Origin of the sequence: Nannocystis exedens (genome assembly GCF_002343915.1) — a bacterium.
GTDB classification, from domain to species: domain Bacteria; phylum Myxococcota_A; class Polyangia; order Nannocystales; family Nannocystaceae; genus Nannocystis; species Nannocystis exedens.
Genome location: NZ_NETK01000001.1, coordinates 3,439,876 through 3,460,194, shown reverse-complemented (window position 1 = coordinate 3,460,194; position 20,319 = coordinate 3,439,876). Strand labels below are relative to the sequence as shown.

The following is a 20,319-nucleotide window of genomic DNA, read 5'->3' as shown; positions in this document are numbered from 1 at the left end:
TTCGCAGTCTACGGCCGGGGCCGATGACACTCGTGTCAGAGCGGTGTGGTCCGGACGACACAGGGCGTTCAGGAACATTTGGTCGCCATGGCCGCCGCTGGTATGGTGCCGGAGATGACCCGGGCGCACCCCCCCCTGCACCTCTCGGTTCGGGCCCTCGCGTGGGCTGCGGCCGCGGCGCTCGCCGGCGCGGCCTGCAACTCGGACGACCGCGAGCAGTTCCCCGGCTCGACGTCGGGGACCACCGAGGTCGACCCGACGATGGTGCCGGTGTTCACCACCGCCGAGCCGATGGAGACGACGATGGTGCCGGAGCCGCCGCCGTCGGAGACGACCTGCCGCATGGCGATCTTCTGCGCCGTCCAGTGCGCGATCAACATCCCCGACCCGACGCCGCCCGAGTACAACTGGCAGGCGTGCTTCTTCGAGGACGAGTGCCTCGGGTCGCTCAACTACGTCGAGTGGCTCAAGCTGTTCGACCTGACCGAGTGCGTGGTCGGGGTCTGCTCCGCGGACCCAGTGTGCATGGACGGGGGCGACAGCGGTATGTGCAACGCCTGCTACATTCAAAAGCTCGGCGCCACCAATCCGCCCACGCCGGAGTGCGTGGACCAGGCGAACGCGTGCAAGTAGGGCCCCGCATTCGCCCGTGCCTCGCACACCGCACTCGCCCGGCAGCGCCCGCCGGCCGCTCGCTCGAGGGCTCGTATGACCTGGTCCTCGGGACAGGTCGCCGAACTCCGCCCCCTGAGCCCCATTTTCTCCCGCTTTTCCTGTAACCTGGTCGCTGTACCCTTCTCGGCCGCCGCATGACCCTGAATTCCAAGCCTCGCACCGCTGCTCTGATCCCCGCCGGCGTGCTGCTCTTCGCGGCCGCAACCTCGCCGGAGGCCTTCGCGGCCGCGCAGGAGCCCGCGGCGCCGAAGACCGAGGCGGCGCCGGCGACCGAGGCGGCGCCGGCCGGTGAGGCGAGCGCGCCGCCGGCCGAGGCGAGCGCGCCGCCGGCCGAGGCGACGCCGGCGCCGACCCCCGCGAGCGCGGGTACGCAGGCGAGCGCGAGTGCGGGCGGGGGCAAGGCGGAGGTCAAGGCCGGGGCGTCTGTCCCGAAGGCCAGAAAGTCGGGCCGGCGCGAGGCGCCCGACGGCGTGATCCTCGACGAGAAGACGGGGAAGGTCAAAGACACGCGCAAGTGGATCCACCGCTACTCGCCGGAGCGCCACCTGTTCGAGCTCGGGATCTTCGGCGGTCTCAACCTGCCGCCCGACGATCACGATCTTTACAAGCCGGTGCCGGGCCGGCCCGACGAACACAAGGCGCTGTGGCGCCTGGGCCCGGCGGTCGGCGCCCGCCTCGGCTACTTCCCGCTGCGGATCTTCGGCATCGAGGCCGAGTTCTCGGCGGTGCCGACGTTCGTCCGCAACGTCCACAACAGCCCGGCGTTCGTCTACGGCCTGCGCGGCAGCGCGGTGCTGCAGCTGCCGTACCGCGTCACGCCGTTCCTGCTCGGCGGCTACGGCATGCTCGGCATCAGCTCGCCGGGCAACGGCCTCGGCAGCGACGTCGACCCGGCCGGCCACTGGGGCGGCGGCCTCAAGATCTTCATCTCGCGCATGGCGGCGTTCCGCATCGACGCGCGCCACATCGTCTCGGCCAAGGCGGCCAAGCCGGCGCCGGCGTTCACCAGCCACGCGCAGGTGACCGTCGGCTTCAGCCTGGTGCTCGGGCGCGTGCGGCCGCAGCCGGCCCCGAAGGACCTCGACTGGGACAAGGACGGTGTCCAGAACGACGTCGACAAGTGCCCCAAGCTGGCCGGCGACCCGCCCGACGGCTGCCCGTCGATCGACTCCGACAACGACACGTTCCTCGACAAGGTCGACAAGTGCCCGTTCGAGGCCGGCGTGGCGCCCGACGGCTGCCCGCCGCCCGACACCGACAAGGACGGCATCATCGACGCCGACGACCAGTGCCCGACCGAGCCGTGGCCCGAGGCGCCCGGCTGCCCGCCGCCGCCCGACGCCGACGGCGACAAGATCATCGACAAGGACGACAAGTGCCCGATGCACCCGGAGTCGTACAACGGCTTCGAGGACGCCGACGGCTGCCCGGACAAGCTGCCCGAGAAGGCCAAGGAGTGGGACCGCCGCCCGCTCGAGGGCATCAACTTCGAGACCCGCTCCGACAAGATCAAGAAGGGCTCGGAGAAGACGCTCGACGTGGCCGTCGGGGTGCTCAAGGAGTTCCCGAGCCTCAAGATCGAGATCCAGGGCCACACCGACGACGTCGGCGGGCGCGAGTTCAACCTCGACCTGTCGCAGCGCCGCGCCGACTCGGTCAAGCGCTACCTGGTCGAGCACGGCATCGAGGAGTCGCGCATCAAGACGACCGGCTTCGGCCCGGACAAGCCGATCGACCCGGCCAAGACGTCCAAGGCCCGCGCCAAGAACCGCCGCATCGAGTTCAAGGTGCTCATCGACCGGCCCGAGGGCGCGGCCTCGAGCGACGACGGCGACGCGCCGGCGCCCGCGGCCCCGGCGCCCGCGGCCGGCGGCAAGTAGCCTGGCCCCCGGGACAGGTCCTGCCGGGCCGCTCGCCCCTGGCGAGCGCCGGCCGGGCGCGCTCCGCGAATCACCTCGCTGTCTCGCGGGACAGGTCCCGGGGAGCCCTCGCGCGGCCGGCCGCGGACTCGCGGGTCGGCGCCGGCGCGCCCGGCCGTCACGGCGGTTCAGGGCGCTGCGAGCGTGCGAGCCGTGAGCGGGCGTCGGGCGACCCGGGCGCTGCGCGTGGGCCGCTCAAGACCTGTCTTCGAGGGCATGTTTTTATAAACATGTCTCCCCCGGCATGCCCATGCGAACATGTTCAAAAGGTCACGGGTCGCGGTGGACCGTGGCGGGCGAGAAGGCCGGCAGGCACACGGCGATGTACTCGGCGCCCTCCTCGCCGGGCGTGCTGTAGCGGACGTGCTCGCCGCCGCGGACCAGCACCGCCTGGCCGGCGCCCACGTCGAGGGTGCCGCCGTCGTGCTCGACCCGCAGAGTGCCGCGCAGGACCAGCGAATACTCGTCGAATTCGGGCCTCTGGCCGCGCTCTCGCCAGCCTGCGGGCGAGCGCATGTGGGCGATGCTGACGGCGGTGGCGTGGGTGTTGACGCGGCCGACGTACTCGTCGATGAGCTTGGGCGGTTCGCCGTCGGCGACGACGCGCGTGGGCTGGGCGATGAGCTTGGGCATGGGGGGAGGTTACCCGGAGGGCCGCGCGCCAGATGTCGTCCGCAGGCCCCAGACCGCGCGTCGCGGATGACGAGGGCTTGAGGCGAGCGCGCGGCGGAGGTTAAGGTCGGAGCATGCTCAGTTCGCTTCGCCTCTCGGCGGTGGTGCTCGCGGTGCTCGTCGCTGGTTGTTACTCGGGGATCGGCGCCGACGAGACGGCGCCGATCTCCGGCTCGACCGACGGCGGCAGCAGCGACCCGGGGGGCGGCAGCGACGCCACCGACGGGGGCGGTGGTTCGATCTCTGGCGCGCTCACCGATCCCGGCACGACCACGGACGACGACGCCACCACCTCGCCCGCGCTGACCACCGGCGGCCCGACCGCCACCGGTACCACCGAGCCGGACGTGACCACCGCGCCGGACGTGACCACCGGTCCGGACCCCGGCACCACGAACGATCCCTCCGGCGGCACCGCCGACCCCGGCACGACGTCGACGTCCACCACGGGCGAGCCTGCGAACCCCGACGTCCCCGACGGCGTGTCCTACTGCGAGCCGGCGAAGGGCTGGGATCCCGCATGGGCGCAGCTCGAGGAGGACGTCCTGGCGCTGGTCAATCAAAGGCGGGCGGAGGGCGCGAACTGCGGCGCGGAGGGCAACTTCGGGCCCGCGGGCCCGCTGACGATGGACCCGGCGCTGCGGTGCGCGGCGCGCATGCACTCCAAGGACATGAACGACCGCGGCTTCTTCGACCACACCAACCCGGACGGCGAGCCGCCGTGGGACCGGATGGGCAAGGCGGGTTACGGCAACTACAGCAACGCCGGCGAGAACATCGCCGGCGGGTCGCCCGACGCGGCCGGAACGATGGACCAGTGGATGAACAGCGCCGGCCACTGCGCCAACATCATGAACCCCGAGTTCGAGCACATCGGCGTCGGGTACTACCCCGGCGGTCAGTGGGGCCACCTGTGGACGCAAGTGTTCGGGGCGAAGTAGCGCGCGCGTAGCATTTTTGCCGCGCGTCCGGCTACCATGTCCGCCGTCCGGGCATGCCGAACCTCGTGAGCGCGAGCTTTTCCCGCCTCCTCGATCTTTCGAGCGATTGGCTCGCCATCCTCGGCCCCGCGGGCGAGCTGCAGGCGGCCAACGTCGGCCTGCGCCAGCTGTTCGGCGGTCCGCCGCTCGGCATGTTGTTCGTCGAACTGCTGCGTCCGGTGGACCAGCCGGCGTGGATCGAGGCCTGGCGGCGGGCCTGCGCCGGCGAGACGGCGCGCGTGGTCTGTCGCCCGCGGGCCGGCGAGCTGGCTGTCGCATGGACCATGGTCCAAGAGCCGGGTTGCGAAGAGGTGTGCGTGGTCGGTCGCCCGGCCGAGGACCCGCGCGCGCTGCAGGGCGAGGTGCTGCGCAGCGTGGTCGCCAACGTGCCGATCGTGCTGTTCGCCACCGACGCCCGCGGGGCGCTGCTGCTGCTCGAGGGGCGCGGGCTGCAGGCGCTGGGGCTCGAGCCGCGCGGCTACCTCGGCGAGCCGGTGTACGAGGTGTTCGCCGGCCTGCCGGCGCTGCTCGACGGGGTGCGGCGGGCGCTCAAGGGCCTGAGCCTGCGCGGGGTGTTCGAGTTCACCGACCGCCACTTCGAGACCTGGACGGCGCCGTTCCACGACGCGCACGGGACCCAGCTCGGGGCGATCGGGGTGGCGACCGACATCAGCGAGAGCGTGCGCTCGGAGCGGCGGCTGCGCGAGCTCAACGAGAAGCTCGAGGTGGCCCGCGACGAGGCGATCGAGGCCAGCCGGGCCAAGAGCGCCTTCCTGGCCAACATGAGCCACGAGCTGCGGACGCCGCTCAACGCGATCATCGGCTACTCGGAGATCGTGCTCGAGGAGCTGCGCGGGCATCGCGACCAGGTCGCGGTCGACGTGCAGAAGATCCACGGCGCCGGCAACCACCTGCTCGGGATCATCAGCGACATCCTCGACCTGTCGAAGATCGAGGCCGGCCGCATGGAGCTGCACATCGAGACGTTCTCGGTGCAGGGCATGCTGAGCGACGTGTGCAACACGGCGCAGCGGCTGATGGCCCAGAACAACAACGCGTTCGACCTGCACATCGCCGAGGACCTCGGCGACATGACGGCCGACCTGACCAAGGTGCGGCAGGTGCTGTTCAACCTGCTCAGCAACGCGGCCAAGTTCACCGAGCGCGGGCGCATCGCCCTCGAGGTGCGGCGGCTGCCGAGCGCCGCGGCGGAGGCCGGCGAGCCGCGCGACCCCAGCCAGGACTGGTTCGAGTTCGTGGTCGCCGACAACGGCATCGGCATGTCGGCGGAGCAGACGAACCGGCTGTTCCAGACGTTTTATCAGGGCGACTCGTCGACGACCCGCAAGTACGGCGGCACCGGCCTCGGGCTGGCGATCAGCCGCCGGTTCTGCCAGATGATGGCCGGCGAGATCGCGGTCGAGAGCATCCCGGGCACCGGCTCGACGTTCCGCGTGCGCCTGCCGGCGCGGGTGATCGGCTCGAGCCTGCCGGCGGAGGAGGGCTCGCGCGAGCCGAGCCTGCCGATCGGGCCGCGCAGCGAGGCGGCGCCGCAGGCGATGCTGGTCATCGACGACGACCCCAACGTCTACGACCTGATGGAGCGGATCTTGAGCCGCGAGGGGCTCGAGGTCTACGGCGCCGCGACCGGCAAGGAGGGCCTGGCGCTGGCCAAGCGGCTCAAGCCGGTGGTGATCGCGCTCGACATCATGATGCCCGGGATGGACGGCTGGGCGGTGCTGCAGGCGATCCGCGCCGACCCGGACCTCAAGGGCACGGCGGTGGTGGTGGTCAGCATGCTCGACGAGAAGCCGCTCGGGCTGGCGCTCGGGGCCGACGACTACCTGACCAAGCCGCTGCGCCGTGAGCAGCTGGTGGCCAGCATCCAGCGGCTGGTGCCGGTGCGCGACGGCTACATCCTGGTGGTCGAGGACGACGAGGGCCTGCGCGAGCTGCTGCAGCGCACGCTGCTCGAGGAGGGCTGGTCGGTGCGGGTGGCCAGCACCGGACCTCAGGCGCTCGAGATGATCGAGAAGAGCCGCCCGGGCCTGATCCTGCTCGACCTGAAGATCCCCGAGCTCGACGGCTACGAGGTGCTGCAGCGGATCCGCAGCCGCCCCGAGTTCGTGCGCGTGCCCGTGGCGGTGATGGCGGCCCAGGAGCTGGCCCGCGACGACTGGGAGCGCCTCGGCGGCCGCGTCGAGCAGGTGATTCAGAAGGGGATGTACTCCCGCAACCGCCTGATGCGGGAGATCCGCCGCCTCGCGGCGCACTTCGTCCGGCGCTGAGGTGGCGCTCGAGGCATGTCTTGGAGGGCATGCCCTCATGGACATGCTCGACCGGGCATGTGCCAAAGATCAGGCGCCGGACAGCTCGCGGGCGCAGGCGGCCCGGCGCTCGGGCGTGAGGTCGGGGGCGAGCTCGAGCTGCTGCAGCGGGAGCTCCCGCTCGCCCTCGGGCTTGAAACGGATGACGCGCTCGCGCTCGCCGTCGCGGACGCGGAGGACGTAAGGCACGGTCGAGTCGCCGAGTACGCCGGCCTCGCGTTCGACGATCGCCATGCCGTCGCGCAGGCCGGCGCGCCAGGCGGCGGAGCCCTCGCGCAGGCCGGTGACGACGCGGCCGGCGGCGGCGGTGGCGTCGACGTCCCAGCCGCGCTCGAACTCGCGGCGGACGCTGTCGACGACGCGGACGCACGGGCCGAACACGTCGGCCGGCAGCTCGATGGCGACGCCCTGGTCGACGAAGCGCGCGAGGTCGGCGGCGAGGTCGGGGCCGCCGAGCTCGCGGTAGACCGGCGGGAACACGCCGGCGGCGTCGGGGGCGAGCTTGACGGGGGAGGCCTTCACCTTGGCGCGCATGGCCTTGAGGACATCGTCGAGGTCGCGCGCGCCGGCGGTGGCCTGGCGCAGCCGCTGCTCCCAGATCGCGGCGAGCAGGGGGCCGCGGCGGTAGGGCAGGCGGCTCACGGCGTGGTCGTTCCAGTAGTCGGCGACGATCCGCGCGTTGGGCTCGTCGCGCACCGGCGAGGTCCAGTACTCGAGGAGGGCCCCGTTCCAGGCGGTGACGAAGTCCTCGAGGCTGTAGAGGCCGGCGCGCAGGAGCAGGCGCCAGGTGAAGAACTCGGTGAAGCCCTCGGCGAACCACTTGCCGGCGCCCTCGGCGGGGCCATCGGCCTGGCCGCCGAGCTGGCGGGCGTTCCAGGTGTGGAAGTACTCGTGGGCGAGGAGGTGGCGCAGGTCGGCGATCGAGGCGTTCTCGGCGACGGTGAGGGTGAAGGCGTCGGAGCGGCCGGTGCCGCCGTAGGTCATGCTGCCGTCGATCTTCTTCTGCGGCGCGAGGGTGATCAAGAACGGGGCGTCCTCGTCGCCCCAGAACTCGCGCTGGGCGGCGATGACGGCCAGCGAGAGGTCGAAGAAGGCGTCGTGGCCGAAGTCGTAGTCGCCGAGGATGGCGACGCGGACCTGGCCGTGGGCGCGGGTGTCGAGGTCGGGGCCGCCGATGACGATGCTCTCGAGGACGTCGCCGACGACGCCGGGACGGGCGCCGGCGAGGTGCTCGAGGTCGCTGGCGAATCGAAAGGCCGGCGGGGCGTCGCGCCAGGTGAAGGTCGCGGGGTCGTCCTCGCGGCCCTCGGGGTAGGCGAACAGGGCCTCGCCGAACACGTCGAACCAGGTGGGCCGGATGATCGGCAGAAACGGCTGGCCGTCCTCGGCGGTCGGGTCGCGGTCGAAGCCGCTGACGACGCGGTAGCGGACGACCAGCGGGGCGTCCGGGGCGGCGGTGAGCCGGCGGATGGAGGGATCGGCGTCGTCGGCGACGGTGGCGCCCTCGACGGTGAAGTCGCGGAGGAGGGTCCACAGCTCGCGCGCGGTGCCCCAGTGGTCGGGCAGCTTGAGGCGCGTGAGGCCGTCGGCGTCGCCGCGCAGGCGCACCTCGACCTGCAGGGCGACGAGGGCGTCCTGCTCGAACACCGGCGAGAGGGCGTAGGCGACGGGCTCGGGCGCAGGCGCAGGGGCGGCTGCAGGCTGCCGGTCGGGGGCGGGGGCAGGAGCCGGGCACGAAGCCGTGCAGGCGGCGGCGAGGGCGAGGAACGAGAGGCGAGCGAGCGAGCGCGGGCGAGGCAAGGCGGGACAGTAACGGGGCCGCGCGGGCGACTCAAGCGGTGAGGGACGCGGGTGGCTGCCGGTGCGGCGGGGGCGACGGGGTCGACATGGTGTTGTGATTGCCGTAGAGCGGGCCGCGCGGGGCTGCGGTGAAAATGCGTCGAGCGGACAATCGTAGGAGTTGACGCGCCGGCGAGTCGGTGGTACCTCATTCGCATCATGCCCGGTCCCGCCAACATCGCACCGTCGCCGCGCGCGCGCTTTCAGCCGCGGCTGGCGACGTCGCCGTGTTGTTGTCGGCCCTGAGGCGGCGGCTCGGTTCGAGCTGCAGGCACAATTCACCCCGCGAGGGGACTTCGGCCCGTGGGCCGGGTGGCGCGCCCCGTGGACGGCATGTCCGCGATTCGCCCCGCCCGTCGACTCGACGCATTCGCAGGTGCGCAGCGTCGATTCATCCATGGTCGCGTGATTCACATCAGCGCGTCTTCGCGGCTGGGTGCATTCGCGTATCGCCGAATCGAGCTTCAGGTCCCGTGTCCGAGTGGTCAGGTGCCCGCCTGCAAAGCGGGTCAGTCGGGTTCGAATCCCGACGGGACCTCTTGCGTGAGTCAGAGAAGTCGGTCCCGTGTCCGAGCGGCTCGTGCTGCCTGGCGTAGCTCGCCAGAATTTTCGAGACCGGCTTGGCGAGCTCGACATGTGGCCTAGGCGCGGCCCTGCGGTCGCCCATCGTTCGCGCGCCGACTCAATCCAGCATGTAGAAGATCAGCCCCAGCGCGACGAGCACCAGCCCGAGCGTAGGCAGGACAAGCAGGGCCCATGCCACGTCGCTCTCGATGAAGGCCGCGATGGCACCGAGGAGTGCCAGCGCGGTGAACAGGATGAACAGGCCGGTGATGAACACGCCGACTGCCGCCAGGCCGCCGTCTCCACCGCTGCTGTCGAGCACGGCCGACAGCGTGATCGAGCCGTGGACGAACACGAGCAAAACAGCCAGTGGAAGCACCTTCCTGGGGTACGGTGGCGGAGGGTCCGGCAGGCCCGAGGGGTTCATCAAGCGACTGAACCATAACACCCTCGCTCGCCGGCGCCACGAACGCGTTCCGCGGCCGCCGGCTCGCTCGATGCCGGCTACGGGAAGCCGGGTACCCCCCTCTCGGAAGCCCCCGCCAGCGTTTGAAAGCTTCCGGCAGAGGACAGCTCCGTCGGTGGCCGCTTGCAGAGCGGATCAGTCGGGTTCGAGCCTCGACGGGAATTGAAGGTTGGGCTGTCCCGCGTCGGAGCGGCGGGCGCAGGGCCTTCAGCCGCTTCATGGGAGTTTCACCGAAACAGCGAGAACGGCCCGGGCCACTTGCGCCGCAGGCGCCTCGTGCTCGGCCGCAAACGACTTCGCCGCCACGCTGACGGCAGCGGGCGGCGAGGTCGAGGCGGGAAAACCGCTCAGAGGGTGATTCCGTTGCCGGCGCAGGCGCTGTAGACGGCGCTGCGGCGAGCGCCGGTGAGCTGGTCGGCTGCGGATTTGGCGTTGTCGGCGTTGCCGGCCTTGCAGGCCGAGACGCCCATGAGCTCGATCGCCTCCTGCGTGCGCGCGAGGGTATTGGCCTGCTTGGCGAGGCTGTAGGCGAGCGGGTGGTTGCCCTGCTGCGCGGCCTGGCGAGCGCGCTCGAGGGCGTCCTTGGCCTTGGTCGCGTTGTCCTCGGCGGCGGGCTTGGGCGCGGGCGCGGGCGTGGGGCTGGTGGCGGCCGGCGTGGGCGCGGGGCCGGGGAGCGAGGTGCCGGCCTCGGCGGCCTTCTTGTAGGCCTCTTCCTGGGCCTTCTTGGCCTCCATGTGCTTGCGGACCTGATCGAACAGATCCTCCTCCTCCTCCTCGGGCTCGGCGGCCTTGGTGCGCTTCTTCTTCTTCTTCTTCGGCTCCTCGGCCTCGACGTCGGGCGGCGGGGGCTCGGGGTCAGGCGGCGGGGCGACGATCGGGACCGGATCGGGCGGCGGAGGCTCGACCTTGGTCGGGGTCGGCGGCGGCTCGGCCTTGACCTGCGGGGCGGGCTTCGGCTCGACCTTGGCCGGGGGCGGCGTGACGGAACGGTTGCCCTGCGGGGCGATCTCGGGCTCGGTCTGGATGTACGCGGCCGCGCCCGCGGCCAGCGCGGCGCCGAGGCCGACGATCGCCACCCACGGGGTCTTGCGCTTCGGCAGCTCGGCGATGATCGACTCGGTCGGCCGCAGCTCGGCGCTCGAGGTCAGGCGCTCGCCCGACTGCGACTGCCGCAGCGCGGCGGCCCGCAGCGCCTCGGGGTGCACGTCCGCGGCCGCGACCCGGCGGGCGCTGACCGAGGCGGTCGGCTGGATCTCCTCTGGCTGAGAGGACAGGGCCGAAGGGACAGCCACGATCTCGGCGGCCGGGGCTCGCGCGCGGGCCGAGTCGGCTGGCGCCGCAGCGCGAGCCGAGTCGGCGGGGGCGGGGGCGCGGAGCGAATCGGCCGGCACCGGGGCGCGCATCGACTCGCTCGCCGCGGCGCGGGCCGAGTCGCCGGGCGCCGGCATCCGCACGATCTCGGCGGGGCGCGGGGCCTCGGCGGGCCTGTCCGAAGGGGCAGGTGGGGGCGGCGCCGCGGCGACCACCGCGGGGGCCGGCTCCGGGGCGGGTGCCGGCGGGGGCGGCGGCTCGGCGGCGACGGGCGCAGGCGTGACGGGAGCGGCGGCGAGGGGCGCGGGAGCGACGGGCGCAGGAGCGACGGGCGCGGGGGCGACGGGCGCGGGGGCGACGGGCGCGGGGGCGACGGGCGCAGGCGTGACGGGCGCGGCAGCCGGGGGCGGTGGCGAGGCGGCGACCGCAGGCGCGGGGGCGACGGGCGCGGGGGCGGCGGGCGCAGGGGCGACGGGCTCGGCAGCGCCAGACGCAGCCGCGACGGACGCAGCCGCGACAGACGCAGCCGCGACCGGCGCAGCAGCGGGCGCGGCGGCGACGGCGGCGACGGCGGCCTGTTCAGCGGCCGCAGGCGCAGCGGCCGGCGGCGGCGGCTCAGCCGCGACGGGCTCGGGCGCGGATGCGGGGGGTGCGGGCGGAGGCGGGGGCGTCTCGGCAGCGGCGGCTTTCTCGGCTGTCCCTTCGGACATGGCCGGAGAGACAGGCGCCGCGGCGACCGGCTCGGACGGCCGGCGCGGCGAGGGGATCAGCGTCGGCACCGCGATCGACGGCGGGCGGCGCGGGCCGACCGGCGGCGGCGGGGCGATCGAGGTCGGCGGGGCTGGAGGCGGCGCCGGGGGGGTGGCGGGGGCGTCGATCAGCCCGCGCATCACCACCGACGGGGCGATCTTCGCCGGCGCGGCGTTGGGGCGCGGCGGCGACTCCTCGACCACGGCCCCTGCGGCGGCCGCCGAGCTGACCGGAGGGACAGGTGCGGACAGGTTGTCCGAAGAGACAGGTAGCGACGAGGCCAGCGGCTTGGCCGGGGCCGGCGGCGGCGGGGGCGGCGAGGGGGCCGGGGCCGGCTCGGCGGGCGCGGCGGCAGCGGTCGTCGCGGCGACGGTGGCCACCGGCGTGCCGGGCTCGTCGGCGGGGATGGCCGACAGCGCGGCGGCGAAGGCCTCCATGCTCGGGTGGCGATCGGCGGGCGACTTGGCCAGCGCCTTGAGCACGACCTCCTCGACCGCGGCCGGGATCTCGGCGTCGGGCGCGGCCTGCCGCAGCGGCGTGGGCGCGGCGTGGAGGTGCTGCGCGACCAGGCGGATCGGGTTGGTGTCGTTGAACGGCAGCTTCCCGGTCAAAAGCTCGTAGGCGATGATGCCGAGCGAGTAGACGTCGGTGCGGATGTCGATCGGCTCGCCGCAGCCCTGCTCGGGCGCGGCGTAGCGGGCCATCTGCGCCCCGACCTCGCCGGCGCCGGGGCCGAGGTTGGCGGCGATGTGCTCGAACACCGCCGTGCTCACGATCTTGATCGCCTCGTTCTTCGGCCGGTTGCGGACCGCGTAGCAGTGCTGCGCCTGCAGCGTGCCGAGGACGATGCCCCGCTCGTGCAGCGCCTGCAGCAGCTGGCTCAGGCGGATGAAGAGGTGGCGGGCGCGTGACCACGGCAGCCGCCCGCCTCGCTCGAGCATCGCCGACAGATGATCACCGTCGAGGAAGTCGGTGACGATGAAGAGCTCGCCCTCGAGGGTCATGCCGACGTCGAAGGCGTCGACGAGGTTGACCAGCGCGTCGGGCTGCTGCTGCTGGATCTTGACGTTGCGGTCGATGCGAGCGCGGATCCGCGAGACCAAGGCAGGGTTCTGCGCGAGGCTCGGGACGAGGATCCGGACCGCCACCGGGCGGTTCATCAAGAGGTCGTCGGCGCGGTAGACCGCGCCGGTCGAACCCTGACCGATGGATTGGGTGATCCGGTAGCGGTTGGCCAGCAGCACGCCGAGAAGCGCAGAACGAGGCTTCCACGCGGCGACATCGCCAGCCTGCTCGAGAAGGGGCGCCATGGAGCACTAACATACCGAGTTCTGTGGGCCCCGACGACTGGGCCTTGCACCCGACCTCGCGGTTTCGATGTGCGATCGAGCGCGCACCCTCCGGGCCGGCGCGGTCCAGGCCGACGCGAGCCGCGCGGGGGGGGGTGGGGGACAAGGGCCGCACCACCCCGGGTGCGAGGCAGGCTCACCTGTCCGTGGGAACAACTTTCGTCAGGTGGTCCGGGCTCCACAGGCCCTCGCTGCGGGCGACGAAGGCGGCGGCGACGTGGTCGCCGAGGACGTTCACGGCGGTGCGCGCCATGTCGAGGATCCGATCGATGCCGATGATGACGGCGATCCCCTCGCCAGGGACGCCGAACATCGTCAGCATGCCGACCAGGAGGGGGATCGATCCGCCCGGGACGGCGGCGGCGCCGACCGAGGTGAGCACCGCCAGGGCGATGACGACGGCCATCTGGCCGAGGCTGAGCGTCACCCCGAACACCTGGCACAGGAAGATCACCGTGATGCCCTCGAACAGGGCGGTGCCGTTCATGCACATGGTGGCGCCGAGCGGATAGACGAAGCCGCAGATCCGCGGCGGTATGCCGAGGTTTTGCTGGCCGACGAGGAGGTTGGTCGGCAGGGTGGCGCTGCTCGAGGAGGTCGAGAACGCGGTGACCAGGGCGGCGCGGATCCTGGAGAAGAAGACCCGCGGGCCGACGCCGACGAGGCCGCGGATCACGAGGCCCATGGTGCCGACGGCGTGCAGCGCGAGGGCGAACAGGACCAGGCCGACGTAGACGCCGAGCGGCGCCAGCAGGGCGAAGCCGAACAGGGCGGTGACGCCGAAGATCAGGCCGGCCACGCCGTACGGCGCGAGCTTCATGGCGATGTCGACGACGGCCGAGATGACGTCGGCGAGCGCCTCGAGGAAGCCGATCATCGTCTTCTGCCGGTCCTCGCGGATCAGGGTGATGCCGGCGCCGAACATCAGGCCGAAGAAGATCACGCCGAGCATGTCGCCGTCGACGGCCGACTTGAGCGGGTTGCGGGTGACGATGCCGACGAAGGTCTCGACGCCGAAGGAGGTCGGGGCGGGCGGCGGGCCGCTGGTGCGCGCGTATTGAGCGACGAGCTCGTCGCGCACCGCCGGCGAGACGTAGGCGCCGGGGTCGACGACGCTGACGAGGAAGAGGCCGAGAGCGGAGGCGAGCGCGGTGGTGGTGAGGAAGAAGGCGAGGGTCTTGATGCCCATGCGCCCGGCGCGGCGGATGTCGCCGACGCCGGCGACGCCGAGGGCGATCGAGGCGAACACCAGCGGCATCACCACCATCGACAACATGCGCAGGAAGACCTGCCCGATCGGTCCGGCGACGTACTTCAGCGCGAGCTGGACGACGGCATGGTCGGCGCCGAGCCCGAGGTTGGCGCCGAGGCCGAGGGCCGCGCCGACCGCGAGGCCGAGCAAGATCCGGGTGTGCAGCGGCATGTGGCGCGCATGGTAGGACATGCGGACCCATCCGCGCGCACACGGGCGCGATTCGTCGACGCGGGCGGCGGGAGAGCCGCCGCGGCGCGGGCGGGCGCGGGCCGGAGGCGGTCCCGCCGCGCGCTCAGCCCGGCGCGATCTCCTTCAGCGCCATGCCGCCCGGGTAGGCGTACGAGGCGCCCTGGGCCTCGCCGACGACGATGACGCCGAAGGTGGTGGTCTTGGCCGAGGCGGTGTTCGTGCCCGGCTTGCAGTCGGCCTCGCCGGGGTTGATGTTGACGACGGCGGTGAGGTACTGCGTGCCGGCGATCTGCTCCCAGTGGTCCTCGGGCACCAGGCCGCCGAGGCAGCCGAGCTCGACGTTGTTGTTCATGGCCTTGCGGACGAGGCGGACGTTGTCGTTGGCGTACGAGCTGTCGACCAGGAACACGTAGTCGCCGAGCCACTGCTCGGTCGGGACCATCAGGACCATCGACGGGTCGCCGGGGTTGCCGTCGGCCGGCACGCCGGGGGCCTCGGAGCCGTACATGTAGCCGGCGACGAGGATCGGGTTGTTGGCCTGGATGCGGAAGTCGCCGCTGGCGTTGAACTCGATGAAGCCGCCGGCGGGGATGGTCTGGGTCGCCTCTTCCAGGCCCTCGGGCTTGGGCGTGAAGGTGACGGTGGCGCCGGTCTCGCGCGCGAGCACCCGCCAGAACATGTCCTCGGTGCCGCGCGGGGGGCTGCGCAGGGCGACGTACTCGATGCCCCACGTGTCGACCGGGAAGATCTGCTCCTCGAGGTGGTCGCAGAAGGTGACCGTCTTGTTCGGCACCTGCCCGCACGAGTGGCCGCCGAACACCGCGACCGGCTTGTCGGCGACGATCTCCGAGCCGGTGGTGTCGCCGGCGATCGTCTGCAGCTGGACGTAGTCGTAGCGGTCGAGCGTGATCTCGGTGGCGACGCCCGCGAGCATCGCCGGCAGGCCGTTTTGACCGCCGGCGACGCTGACGGTCGGCTTGATCGAGATCGTGGTGTCGTCGGCGGTGGCGACCACGACCAGCGAGGAGCCGCTGCCGAGGCCCTCGCCCCACGCGAGGTGGAAGTAGCGGGTGCCGAGCGCGTGGGTCGGGAGCAGCAGCGAGGCGTCGGTGGTGAAGGCGAGCGCGCCGCCGAGCGGGTTGAACTGGGTGGCGACGATCGGCAGGTCGGAGACGACGCGGAAGGCCCGGCCGGGGGCGATGCCGGAGCCGGTGAAGCCGGCGTCGCCGGGGTAGAAGCCGGTCTGGTTGTTGCTGCTGCCCGACAGCAGGAAGGTCCGGACCTGGCGCGGGGCGATCACGCCGGTCAAGAGCTTTTGCTCGGCGCCGTTCTTGTTGCCGTCGAAGATCTCGACGTTGACCGACTCGGTGGCGCTCGGGTTGGAGACCGCGACGGCGTAGACGAAGGCGTCGCGCGGCGGGACGTTGGCCATGTCGACCGCCCAGAACTCGCAGCCCAGGCTCGACTGCCGCTTGGCCACCACGGCGCAGGCCGGCTGGCAGGCGCCCATGTCGGGGTCGCACAGCTCGTCGCCGTCGCACGGCTCGGGGGGGTCGAAGCCGGTGCCGTACTCGTTGCAGGTCTGGCGGGTGTTCTGGTCGGTGCAGGTGTGCTCGCCGGGGGTGCAGATGATGGCGCTGCAGCCCCCGGCCTCCGCGTCACACGCCTGGTCTTCGGGACATGTGATTTGCTTGGGCTCGAGGCAGTCGCAGGTCTCGAGCGTCATCGCGTCGATGCAGGTCGGCGGGGCGACGCAGTCGCACGGCTGGCACGACTTGGCGCCGCTCTCGCAGCCGAAGCCGGCGGGGCAGGGGTCGGGGACCCAGCTGCCGCCGGCGCAGATCTGGTGCTGCTCGCCGTCGCAGCGCTCGTCGGCGCCGTCGCAGCCGGACTCCGTGGTGGTCGGCTCGCTGGTCGGGCCGGCGGTGCTCGTGCTGGTCGAGGGGCCGGTGGTGTCGGTCGGGCTGCTGCCGCTGCTCGCGGTGGTGGCCGTCGTCTCGCTCTCGGTCTCGGCCGGGGTGCTCGGCCCCGGACAGCCGGCGAGGGCGAGGGCCAGGGTCGGACAGGCGAGCCGGCGTAAGATCATGGTCCGATGGTGCCGCGGGTCCCACGGCCCGACAAGATCCAGGCGGACGCCCCAAGGTCCGCGCATGCGCCCGGGATCGGCCCGAGCCCGCGTATGTCCTTGTGGACAGGCCCACCGGGGGCCGGCTAAATTGGCGAAGTGGCGGCCGGCAGGCGAGGACGGCGTTGCGCGGCGGGGGTCTTGCTGGCGGCCTGCGAGGTCGCGACGCCCAGCGACCACGTCTTGCCGCTCGACGAGGCGGGGCCCGAGCTCTCACCTTGTGTGCCGACGGAGGCTGCGTTTTTCCGCGCGGGGCTCGAGCCGATGCCGCGCGAGCCGAGCGCCGAGCTGAGGTGCGAGGTGCAGGCGATGCGCGGTGACCCGGGGTCTCGGGTCCTCGAGCTCGCGTGCGCCGAGGAGCCGGCGCGGCTGTACGTCGAGGCCGACCCGGCGCCGCCGGACGACGGGTTCGCGGCGGGCCAGGAGCTGCGGATCCGCTCGATCGTGGCGCCGGGCGAGGCGGTCAGCGACCCGGACGTGTGGTTGCGGGTCGAGGACGCGGGCGGGGCGCTGCTGCTGGCGGCGGCCGTCGGCGCGCGCGTCGATCCGCCGGAGGGCGGCGGGTGGGCCGCGCCGTTCGCGTGGCGCGAGGCGGCCAGCACCTGCATGGTCGAAGAGACAGCTTGCGGGGAGTCCCGGCGCGGCGCGCTGGACCTGCAGCTCTCGGGCGGCGCGCCGCTCCGCCTGTACGATGGGACATCTTCGGCCGCCGGGGACGAAGGGGCGTTTATGGCCTACGTCGAGGCGGCCCGGGCCGACCTGCCGGGGTCCGGATGTCCCCGGGAGTTCGTGTTCGGACTCATCGCGGCGCGCTGACGTCGCGGGGCGAAAACGCTTGGGCGGATCCGAGCCGGTTTGGTAGGTTGCCTGGGGTGACGGTCGTCGATCGCTACAAGCACGGGAGCTTCTGCTGGGCCGAGCTCGGCAGTCCGGAGCCCGCGGTGACGACGCGGTTCTACAGCGGGCTGTTCGACCTCGGGATCCACCACGGCAAGGGCTACACGATCCTGACCCGGCGCGGGCGCGACGTGGTCGCCATCCACCGCATGCGCGCCGACGAGGTCGAGCGCGGCGAGGTGCCGCAGTGGGTGCCGTTCGTCAACGTCGACGCGATCGACCGCGCGGTCGCGCGGGTCGAGCCGCGCGGCGGGCAGGTGATCGTGCCGCCGCGGGAGGTGTACGACTCGGGCCGCATGGCGGTGCTGACGGACCCGAGCGGGGCGCGGCTGGCGTTGTGGCAGGCGGTCCACCACGCCGGCGCCGGGCTCATCGACGAGCCGTCGACGATGTGCTGGTGGGAGCTCAACACGCGCGACGCGGACGAGGCCGGCGTCTTCTACAGCGACGTCATCGGTTGGCGGCGGGCCGAGCGGGCGGTGGAGTCGACGCGCTACACCGACTTCTTCGTCGGCGAGCGCAAGGTCGGCGGGATGCTGCAGATGACGGAGGCGTGGGGCTCGATGCCGTCGCACTGGATGACGTACTTCCGGGTCGAGGACTGCGACGAGAGCGCGGCACTCGCGGCGCGGCTCGGCGGCGCGATTGTGGTCGCGCCGAGCGACATCCCGCCGGTCGGCCGCTTCGCGGTGGTGAGCGACCCGCACGGGGGCATCTTCTCAATTGTCGCCTACGGCCAGGCGGGTCGCGGCCCCACGCCCTGAGCGGGGGTTGACCGCGATCGCCCGCAGCGAGTAGCGTCCACCGCGATGATCCGCGCCCGCGGCATCCGCAAGAGCTACCGCCTCGCCGGCGCGCGGTCGGGCGAGCTGCCGGTGCTCCGCGGCGTCGACTTCGACGTGGCCGACGGCGAGTTCGCGGCGGTGATCGGGCGCTCGGGCAGCGGCAAGAGCACGCTGCTGGCGCTGCTCGGCGGGCTCGACAGCGACTACTCCGGCGAGCTCCAGGTCGCGGGCAAGGAGCTGCGCACGCTGTCGGACGCCGAGCTCAGCGCCTACCGCAACACCACCATCGGCTTCGTGTTCCAGGCGTTCCACCTGCTCGATCACCTGAGCTGCGAGGACAACGTCGCCCTGCCGGCGCTGTTCCGCGTCAACGGCAAGGAGAGCAAGGACGCGCGGCTGGCCCGCGCGCGCGAGCTGATGGAGACGGTCGGCATCGCCGACAAGATCGGCACGCGGCCGGGCACGCTGTCGGGCGGGCAGAAGCAGCGGCTGGCGATCGCGCGGGCGCTCTACCACAAGCCACAGCTGCTGATCTGCGACGAGCCGACCGGCAACCTCGACAGCGCCTCGGCGGCCGCCATCATCGCGCTGTTCCGCAAGCTGCGCGACGAGTCGGGGGTGACGCTGACGATCGTGACGCACGACCCGACGATCGCGGCGGCCGCCGACCGGGTGATCGAGATCAAGGACGGCGTGGTCGAGCTGGTGCCGGGCCCCGGCGCCGAGGAGGTGCGACCGTGAGCAGCCTCGGTGCGATCGTCCGCGGCAACCTGCGCAACAACGCGGTCCACTTCGCGCTGGCGTCGGTCGGCGTGATCGTCGGCATCGCCGCGTTCGCGTTCTTTTTGGCCCTCGGCGCCGGCGTGCGCCAGGTCGTGCTCGGCAAGATCTTCCCGCTCGACCAGCTCGAGGTGATCGCCAAGTCGATGACGCTCGACGTCGGCCCCGTCAGCCTCGGGCTCGCCAGCGACGTGCTCGACGAGGCGGCGGCGCAGCAGCTGCGCGGGGTCCCGGGGGTGCGCGGGGTCTACCCGAAGATGAAGCTGACGGCCCCGGCGATCGGGCTCGGCGGCAAGGAGATCATCGGCAACGACATCCGCACCGAGCTGATCATCGACGGCGTCGACCCGGCGCTGGTGCAGGGCGAGTTCTCCGGCTCGGAGCAGTTCCGCGCGGTGCCCGAGCCGCCGGCGGCGCCGACGGCCTGCGCCGACGACTCGGCTTGCCCGAAGGACATGTACTGCGGGCGGCCGTACCAGGGCGGGCCGGGCAAGGTGTGCCGCGACTACGTGCCGGTGATCGCGTCGCCGCACATGCTCGAGATCTACAACGGCTCGCTGCGCCGGGCCTACAACCTGCCGCGGCTCAACCCGGACTTCCTGATCGGCGTGTCGCTCGAGATGCGGGTCGGGGCGTCGATGGTGCAGGCGGCCGAGAAGGACCAGCTGCTGTTCGAGCGGCTCAAGCTGGTCGGCTTCTCCGACAAGGCGGTGCCGCTGGGGGTGACGATGCCGCTGTCGCAGGTGGCGCGCTACAACGTCCACTTCGGCACGCCGGAGGCGGCGACCCGCTACCACTCGATCATCATCAAGATCGAGAGCAAGGACCAGGTCGCGGCGGTGGCCAAGGCGATCGAGGAGCTCGGCTTCGAGGTCACCGACGGCGGCGCCGAGCAGGCCGGCTTCCTCATCAGCGTGTTCGTGCTGGTGTTCAGCCTGCTGTCGACGATCATCGTCGGCATCGCCGCGGTCAACATCATGCACGTGTTCTTCATGCTGGTGTACGAGCGCCAGCGGGAGATCGGGATCATGCGCGCGGTCGGGGCCCGCCGCTCCGACATCCAGCGCATCATCCTCGGCGAGGCCGCGTGCGTCGGCCTGCTGGCGGGGGCGATCGGCGTCGGCCTGGCGTACGCGGCCAGCCGCGTGTTCGACTACATCTCGGCGCAGCACCTGCCCGACTTCCCCTACAAGCCCGAGACCTACTTCGCGTTCAGCGTCGACCTCGTGGCGCTGGCGCTCGGCTTCGCCGCCGGCTTCTGTGTCCTCGGCGCCTGGCTGCCGGCCCGCAGGGCCGCGCGCATGGACCCAGCGGCGGTCCTCACCGGCCGATGACGTGGCGCGCCGCGGCGTGGCGTCTCGCCACAGCGCGGCGGCGCGATGGCGCGCCGGGGTGCAAGGGCTTGGGATCGCTGGCGAAACCGGCCCGCGGCGGGT

14 protein-coding genes and 1 tRNA gene are annotated in these 20,319 nt (G+C 72.5%); 9 read left to right on the top strand and 6 right to left on the bottom strand.

Annotated elements, in window-relative coordinates:
• The first annotated feature begins 114 nt into the window (after positions 1-114).
• Both NAEX_RS13560 and NAEX_RS13555 read left to right on the top strand, forming a co-directional pair.
• Entirely contained in the window at positions 115-633 is a 519-nt protein-coding gene (locus tag NAEX_RS13560; RefSeq protein WP_143140698.1) for a hypothetical protein, read from the top strand.
• 176 nt (positions 634-809) lie between these two features.
• A complete protein-coding gene (locus NAEX_RS13555; protein WP_096327922.1) occupies positions 810-2,555 on the top strand; it encodes an OmpA family protein in 1,746 nt (581 codons plus the stop codon).
• 309 nt (positions 2,556-2,864) lie between these two features.
• Here the strand turns inward: NAEX_RS13555 and NAEX_RS13550 are convergent, their stop codons facing one another.
• Positions 2,865-3,227: a cupin domain-containing protein gene (locus NAEX_RS13550; protein ID WP_096327921.1), complete on the bottom strand. Its 363-nt coding sequence runs from the start codon at positions 3,225-3,227 to the stop codon at positions 2,865-2,867.
• Positions 3,228-3,340: 113 nt separating this feature from the next.
• On the opposite strand from NAEX_RS13550, the gene NAEX_RS13545 reads away from it, so the two are divergent.
• Both NAEX_RS13545 and NAEX_RS13540 read left to right on the top strand, forming a co-directional pair.
• Complete coding sequence (locus NAEX_RS13545; protein ID WP_211302408.1) at positions 3,341-4,207, top strand: CAP domain-containing protein; 867 nt, start codon at positions 3,341-3,343, stop codon at positions 4,205-4,207.
• A gap of 53 nt (positions 4,208-4,260) precedes the next feature.
• Positions 4,261-6,534, top strand: a complete 2,274-nt coding sequence (locus NAEX_RS13540; protein WP_096327920.1) for a response regulator — start codon at positions 4,261-4,263, stop codon at positions 6,532-6,534.
• A gap of 69 nt (positions 6,535-6,603) precedes the next feature.
• Here NAEX_RS13540 and NAEX_RS13535 read toward each other — a convergent pair whose 3' ends face one another.
• Complete coding sequence (locus NAEX_RS13535; protein ID WP_143140697.1) at positions 6,604-8,373, bottom strand: M61 family metallopeptidase; 1,770 nt, start codon at positions 8,371-8,373, stop codon at positions 6,604-6,606.
• A gap of 506 nt (positions 8,374-8,879) precedes the next feature.
• Between NAEX_RS13535 and NAEX_RS13530 the strand changes: the two genes are divergently transcribed.
• Positions 8,880-8,950, top strand: a tRNA-Cys gene (locus NAEX_RS13530).
• A 144-nt stretch (positions 8,951-9,094) separates the two neighbouring features.
• On the opposite strand, the gene NAEX_RS13525 is transcribed toward NAEX_RS13530, so the two are convergent.
• The 4 genes from NAEX_RS13525 to NAEX_RS13510 form a co-directional block, all read right to left on the bottom strand.
• A complete protein-coding gene (locus tag NAEX_RS13525; protein ID WP_143140696.1) occupies positions 9,095-9,406 on the bottom strand; it encodes a hypothetical protein in 312 nt (103 codons plus the stop codon).
• A gap of 383 nt (positions 9,407-9,789) precedes the next feature.
• Positions 9,790-12,813 carry a serine/threonine-protein kinase gene (locus NAEX_RS13520; RefSeq protein ID WP_096327917.1) on the bottom strand — a complete coding sequence of 1,008 codons (3,024 nt, stop codon included), beginning with the start codon at positions 12,811-12,813 and terminating at the stop codon, positions 9,790-9,792.
• Between the two features lie 175 nt (positions 12,814-12,988).
• On the bottom strand, positions 12,989-14,275 hold the full coding sequence (locus NAEX_RS13515) for a dicarboxylate/amino acid:cation symporter (RefSeq protein ID WP_170135695.1): 1,287 nt from the start codon (positions 14,273-14,275) through the stop codon (positions 12,989-12,991).
• A gap of 124 nt (positions 14,276-14,399) precedes the next feature.
• The gene (locus tag NAEX_RS13510; protein WP_096327915.1) at positions 14,400-16,382 is read right to left on the bottom strand and encodes an IgGFc-binding protein; all 1,983 of its coding nucleotides are present in this window, start codon (positions 16,380-16,382) and stop codon (positions 14,400-14,402) included.
• Between the two features lie 303 nt (positions 16,383-16,685).
• Between NAEX_RS13510 and NAEX_RS13505 the strand changes: the two genes are divergently transcribed.
• From NAEX_RS13505 to NAEX_RS13490, 4 genes are read left to right on the top strand one after another with little or no spacing between them, the layout of a single operon-like run.
• Positions 16,686-17,237: a hypothetical protein gene (locus tag NAEX_RS13505; RefSeq protein ID WP_143825574.1), complete on the top strand. Its 552-nt coding sequence runs from the start codon at positions 16,686-16,688 to the stop codon at positions 17,235-17,237.
• A 56-nt stretch (positions 17,238-17,293) separates the two neighbouring features.
• A complete protein-coding gene (locus NAEX_RS13500) occupies positions 17,294-18,082 on the top strand; it encodes a VOC family protein (RefSeq protein WP_096327913.1) in 789 nt (262 codons plus the stop codon).
• Positions 18,083-18,127: 45 nt separating this feature from the next.
• Positions 18,128-18,844: an ABC transporter ATP-binding protein gene (locus NAEX_RS13495; RefSeq protein ID WP_096327912.1), complete on the top strand. Its 717-nt coding sequence runs from the start codon at positions 18,128-18,130 to the stop codon at positions 18,842-18,844.
• Positions 18,841-20,217 carry an ABC transporter permease gene (locus tag NAEX_RS13490; protein WP_096327911.1) on the top strand — a complete coding sequence of 459 codons (1,377 nt, stop codon included), beginning with the start codon at positions 18,841-18,843 and terminating at the stop codon, positions 20,215-20,217. Before NAEX_RS13495 ends, NAEX_RS13490 begins: the two co-directional genes overlap by 4 nt.
• Positions 20,218-20,319 lie beyond the last annotated feature (102 nt).

What these genes read in the sequence shown, in the direction of transcription:
- NAEX_RS13560 (WP_143140698.1), top strand. Translation starts at nt 115, where the DNA reads ATGACCCGGGCGCACCCCCCCCTGCACCTCTCGGTTCGGGCCCTCGCG.
- NAEX_RS13555 (WP_096327922.1), top strand. Translation starts at nt 810, where the DNA reads ATGACCCTGAATTCCAAGCCTCGCACCGCTGCTCTGATCCCCGCCGGC.
- NAEX_RS13550 (WP_096327921.1), bottom strand. Translation starts at nt 3,227, where the DNA reads ATGCCCAAGCTCATCGCCCAGCCCACGCGCGTCGTCGCCGACGGCGAA.
- NAEX_RS13545 (WP_211302408.1), top strand. Translation starts at nt 3,341, where the DNA reads ATGCTCAGTTCGCTTCGCCTCTCGGCGGTGGTGCTCGCGGTGCTCGTC.
- NAEX_RS13540 (WP_096327920.1), top strand. Translation starts at nt 4,261, where the DNA reads ATGCCGAACCTCGTGAGCGCGAGCTTTTCCCGCCTCCTCGATCTTTCG.
- NAEX_RS13520 (WP_096327917.1), bottom strand. Translation starts at nt 12,813, where the DNA reads ATGGCGCCCCTTCTCGAGCAGGCTGGCGATGTCGCCGCGTGGAAGCCT.
- NAEX_RS13515 (WP_170135695.1), bottom strand. Translation starts at nt 14,275, where the DNA reads ATGCCGCTGCACACCCGGATCTTGCTCGGCCTCGCGGTCGGCGCGGCC.
- NAEX_RS13510 (WP_096327915.1), bottom strand. Translation starts at nt 16,382, where the DNA reads ATGATCTTACGCCGGCTCGCCTGTCCGACCCTGGCCCTCGCCCTCGCC.
- NAEX_RS13505 (WP_143825574.1), top strand. Translation starts at nt 16,686, where the DNA reads ATGCCGCGCGAGCCGAGCGCCGAGCTGAGGTGCGAGGTGCAGGCGATG.
- NAEX_RS13495 (WP_096327912.1), top strand. Translation starts at nt 18,128, where the DNA reads ATGATCCGCGCCCGCGGCATCCGCAAGAGCTACCGCCTCGCCGGCGCG.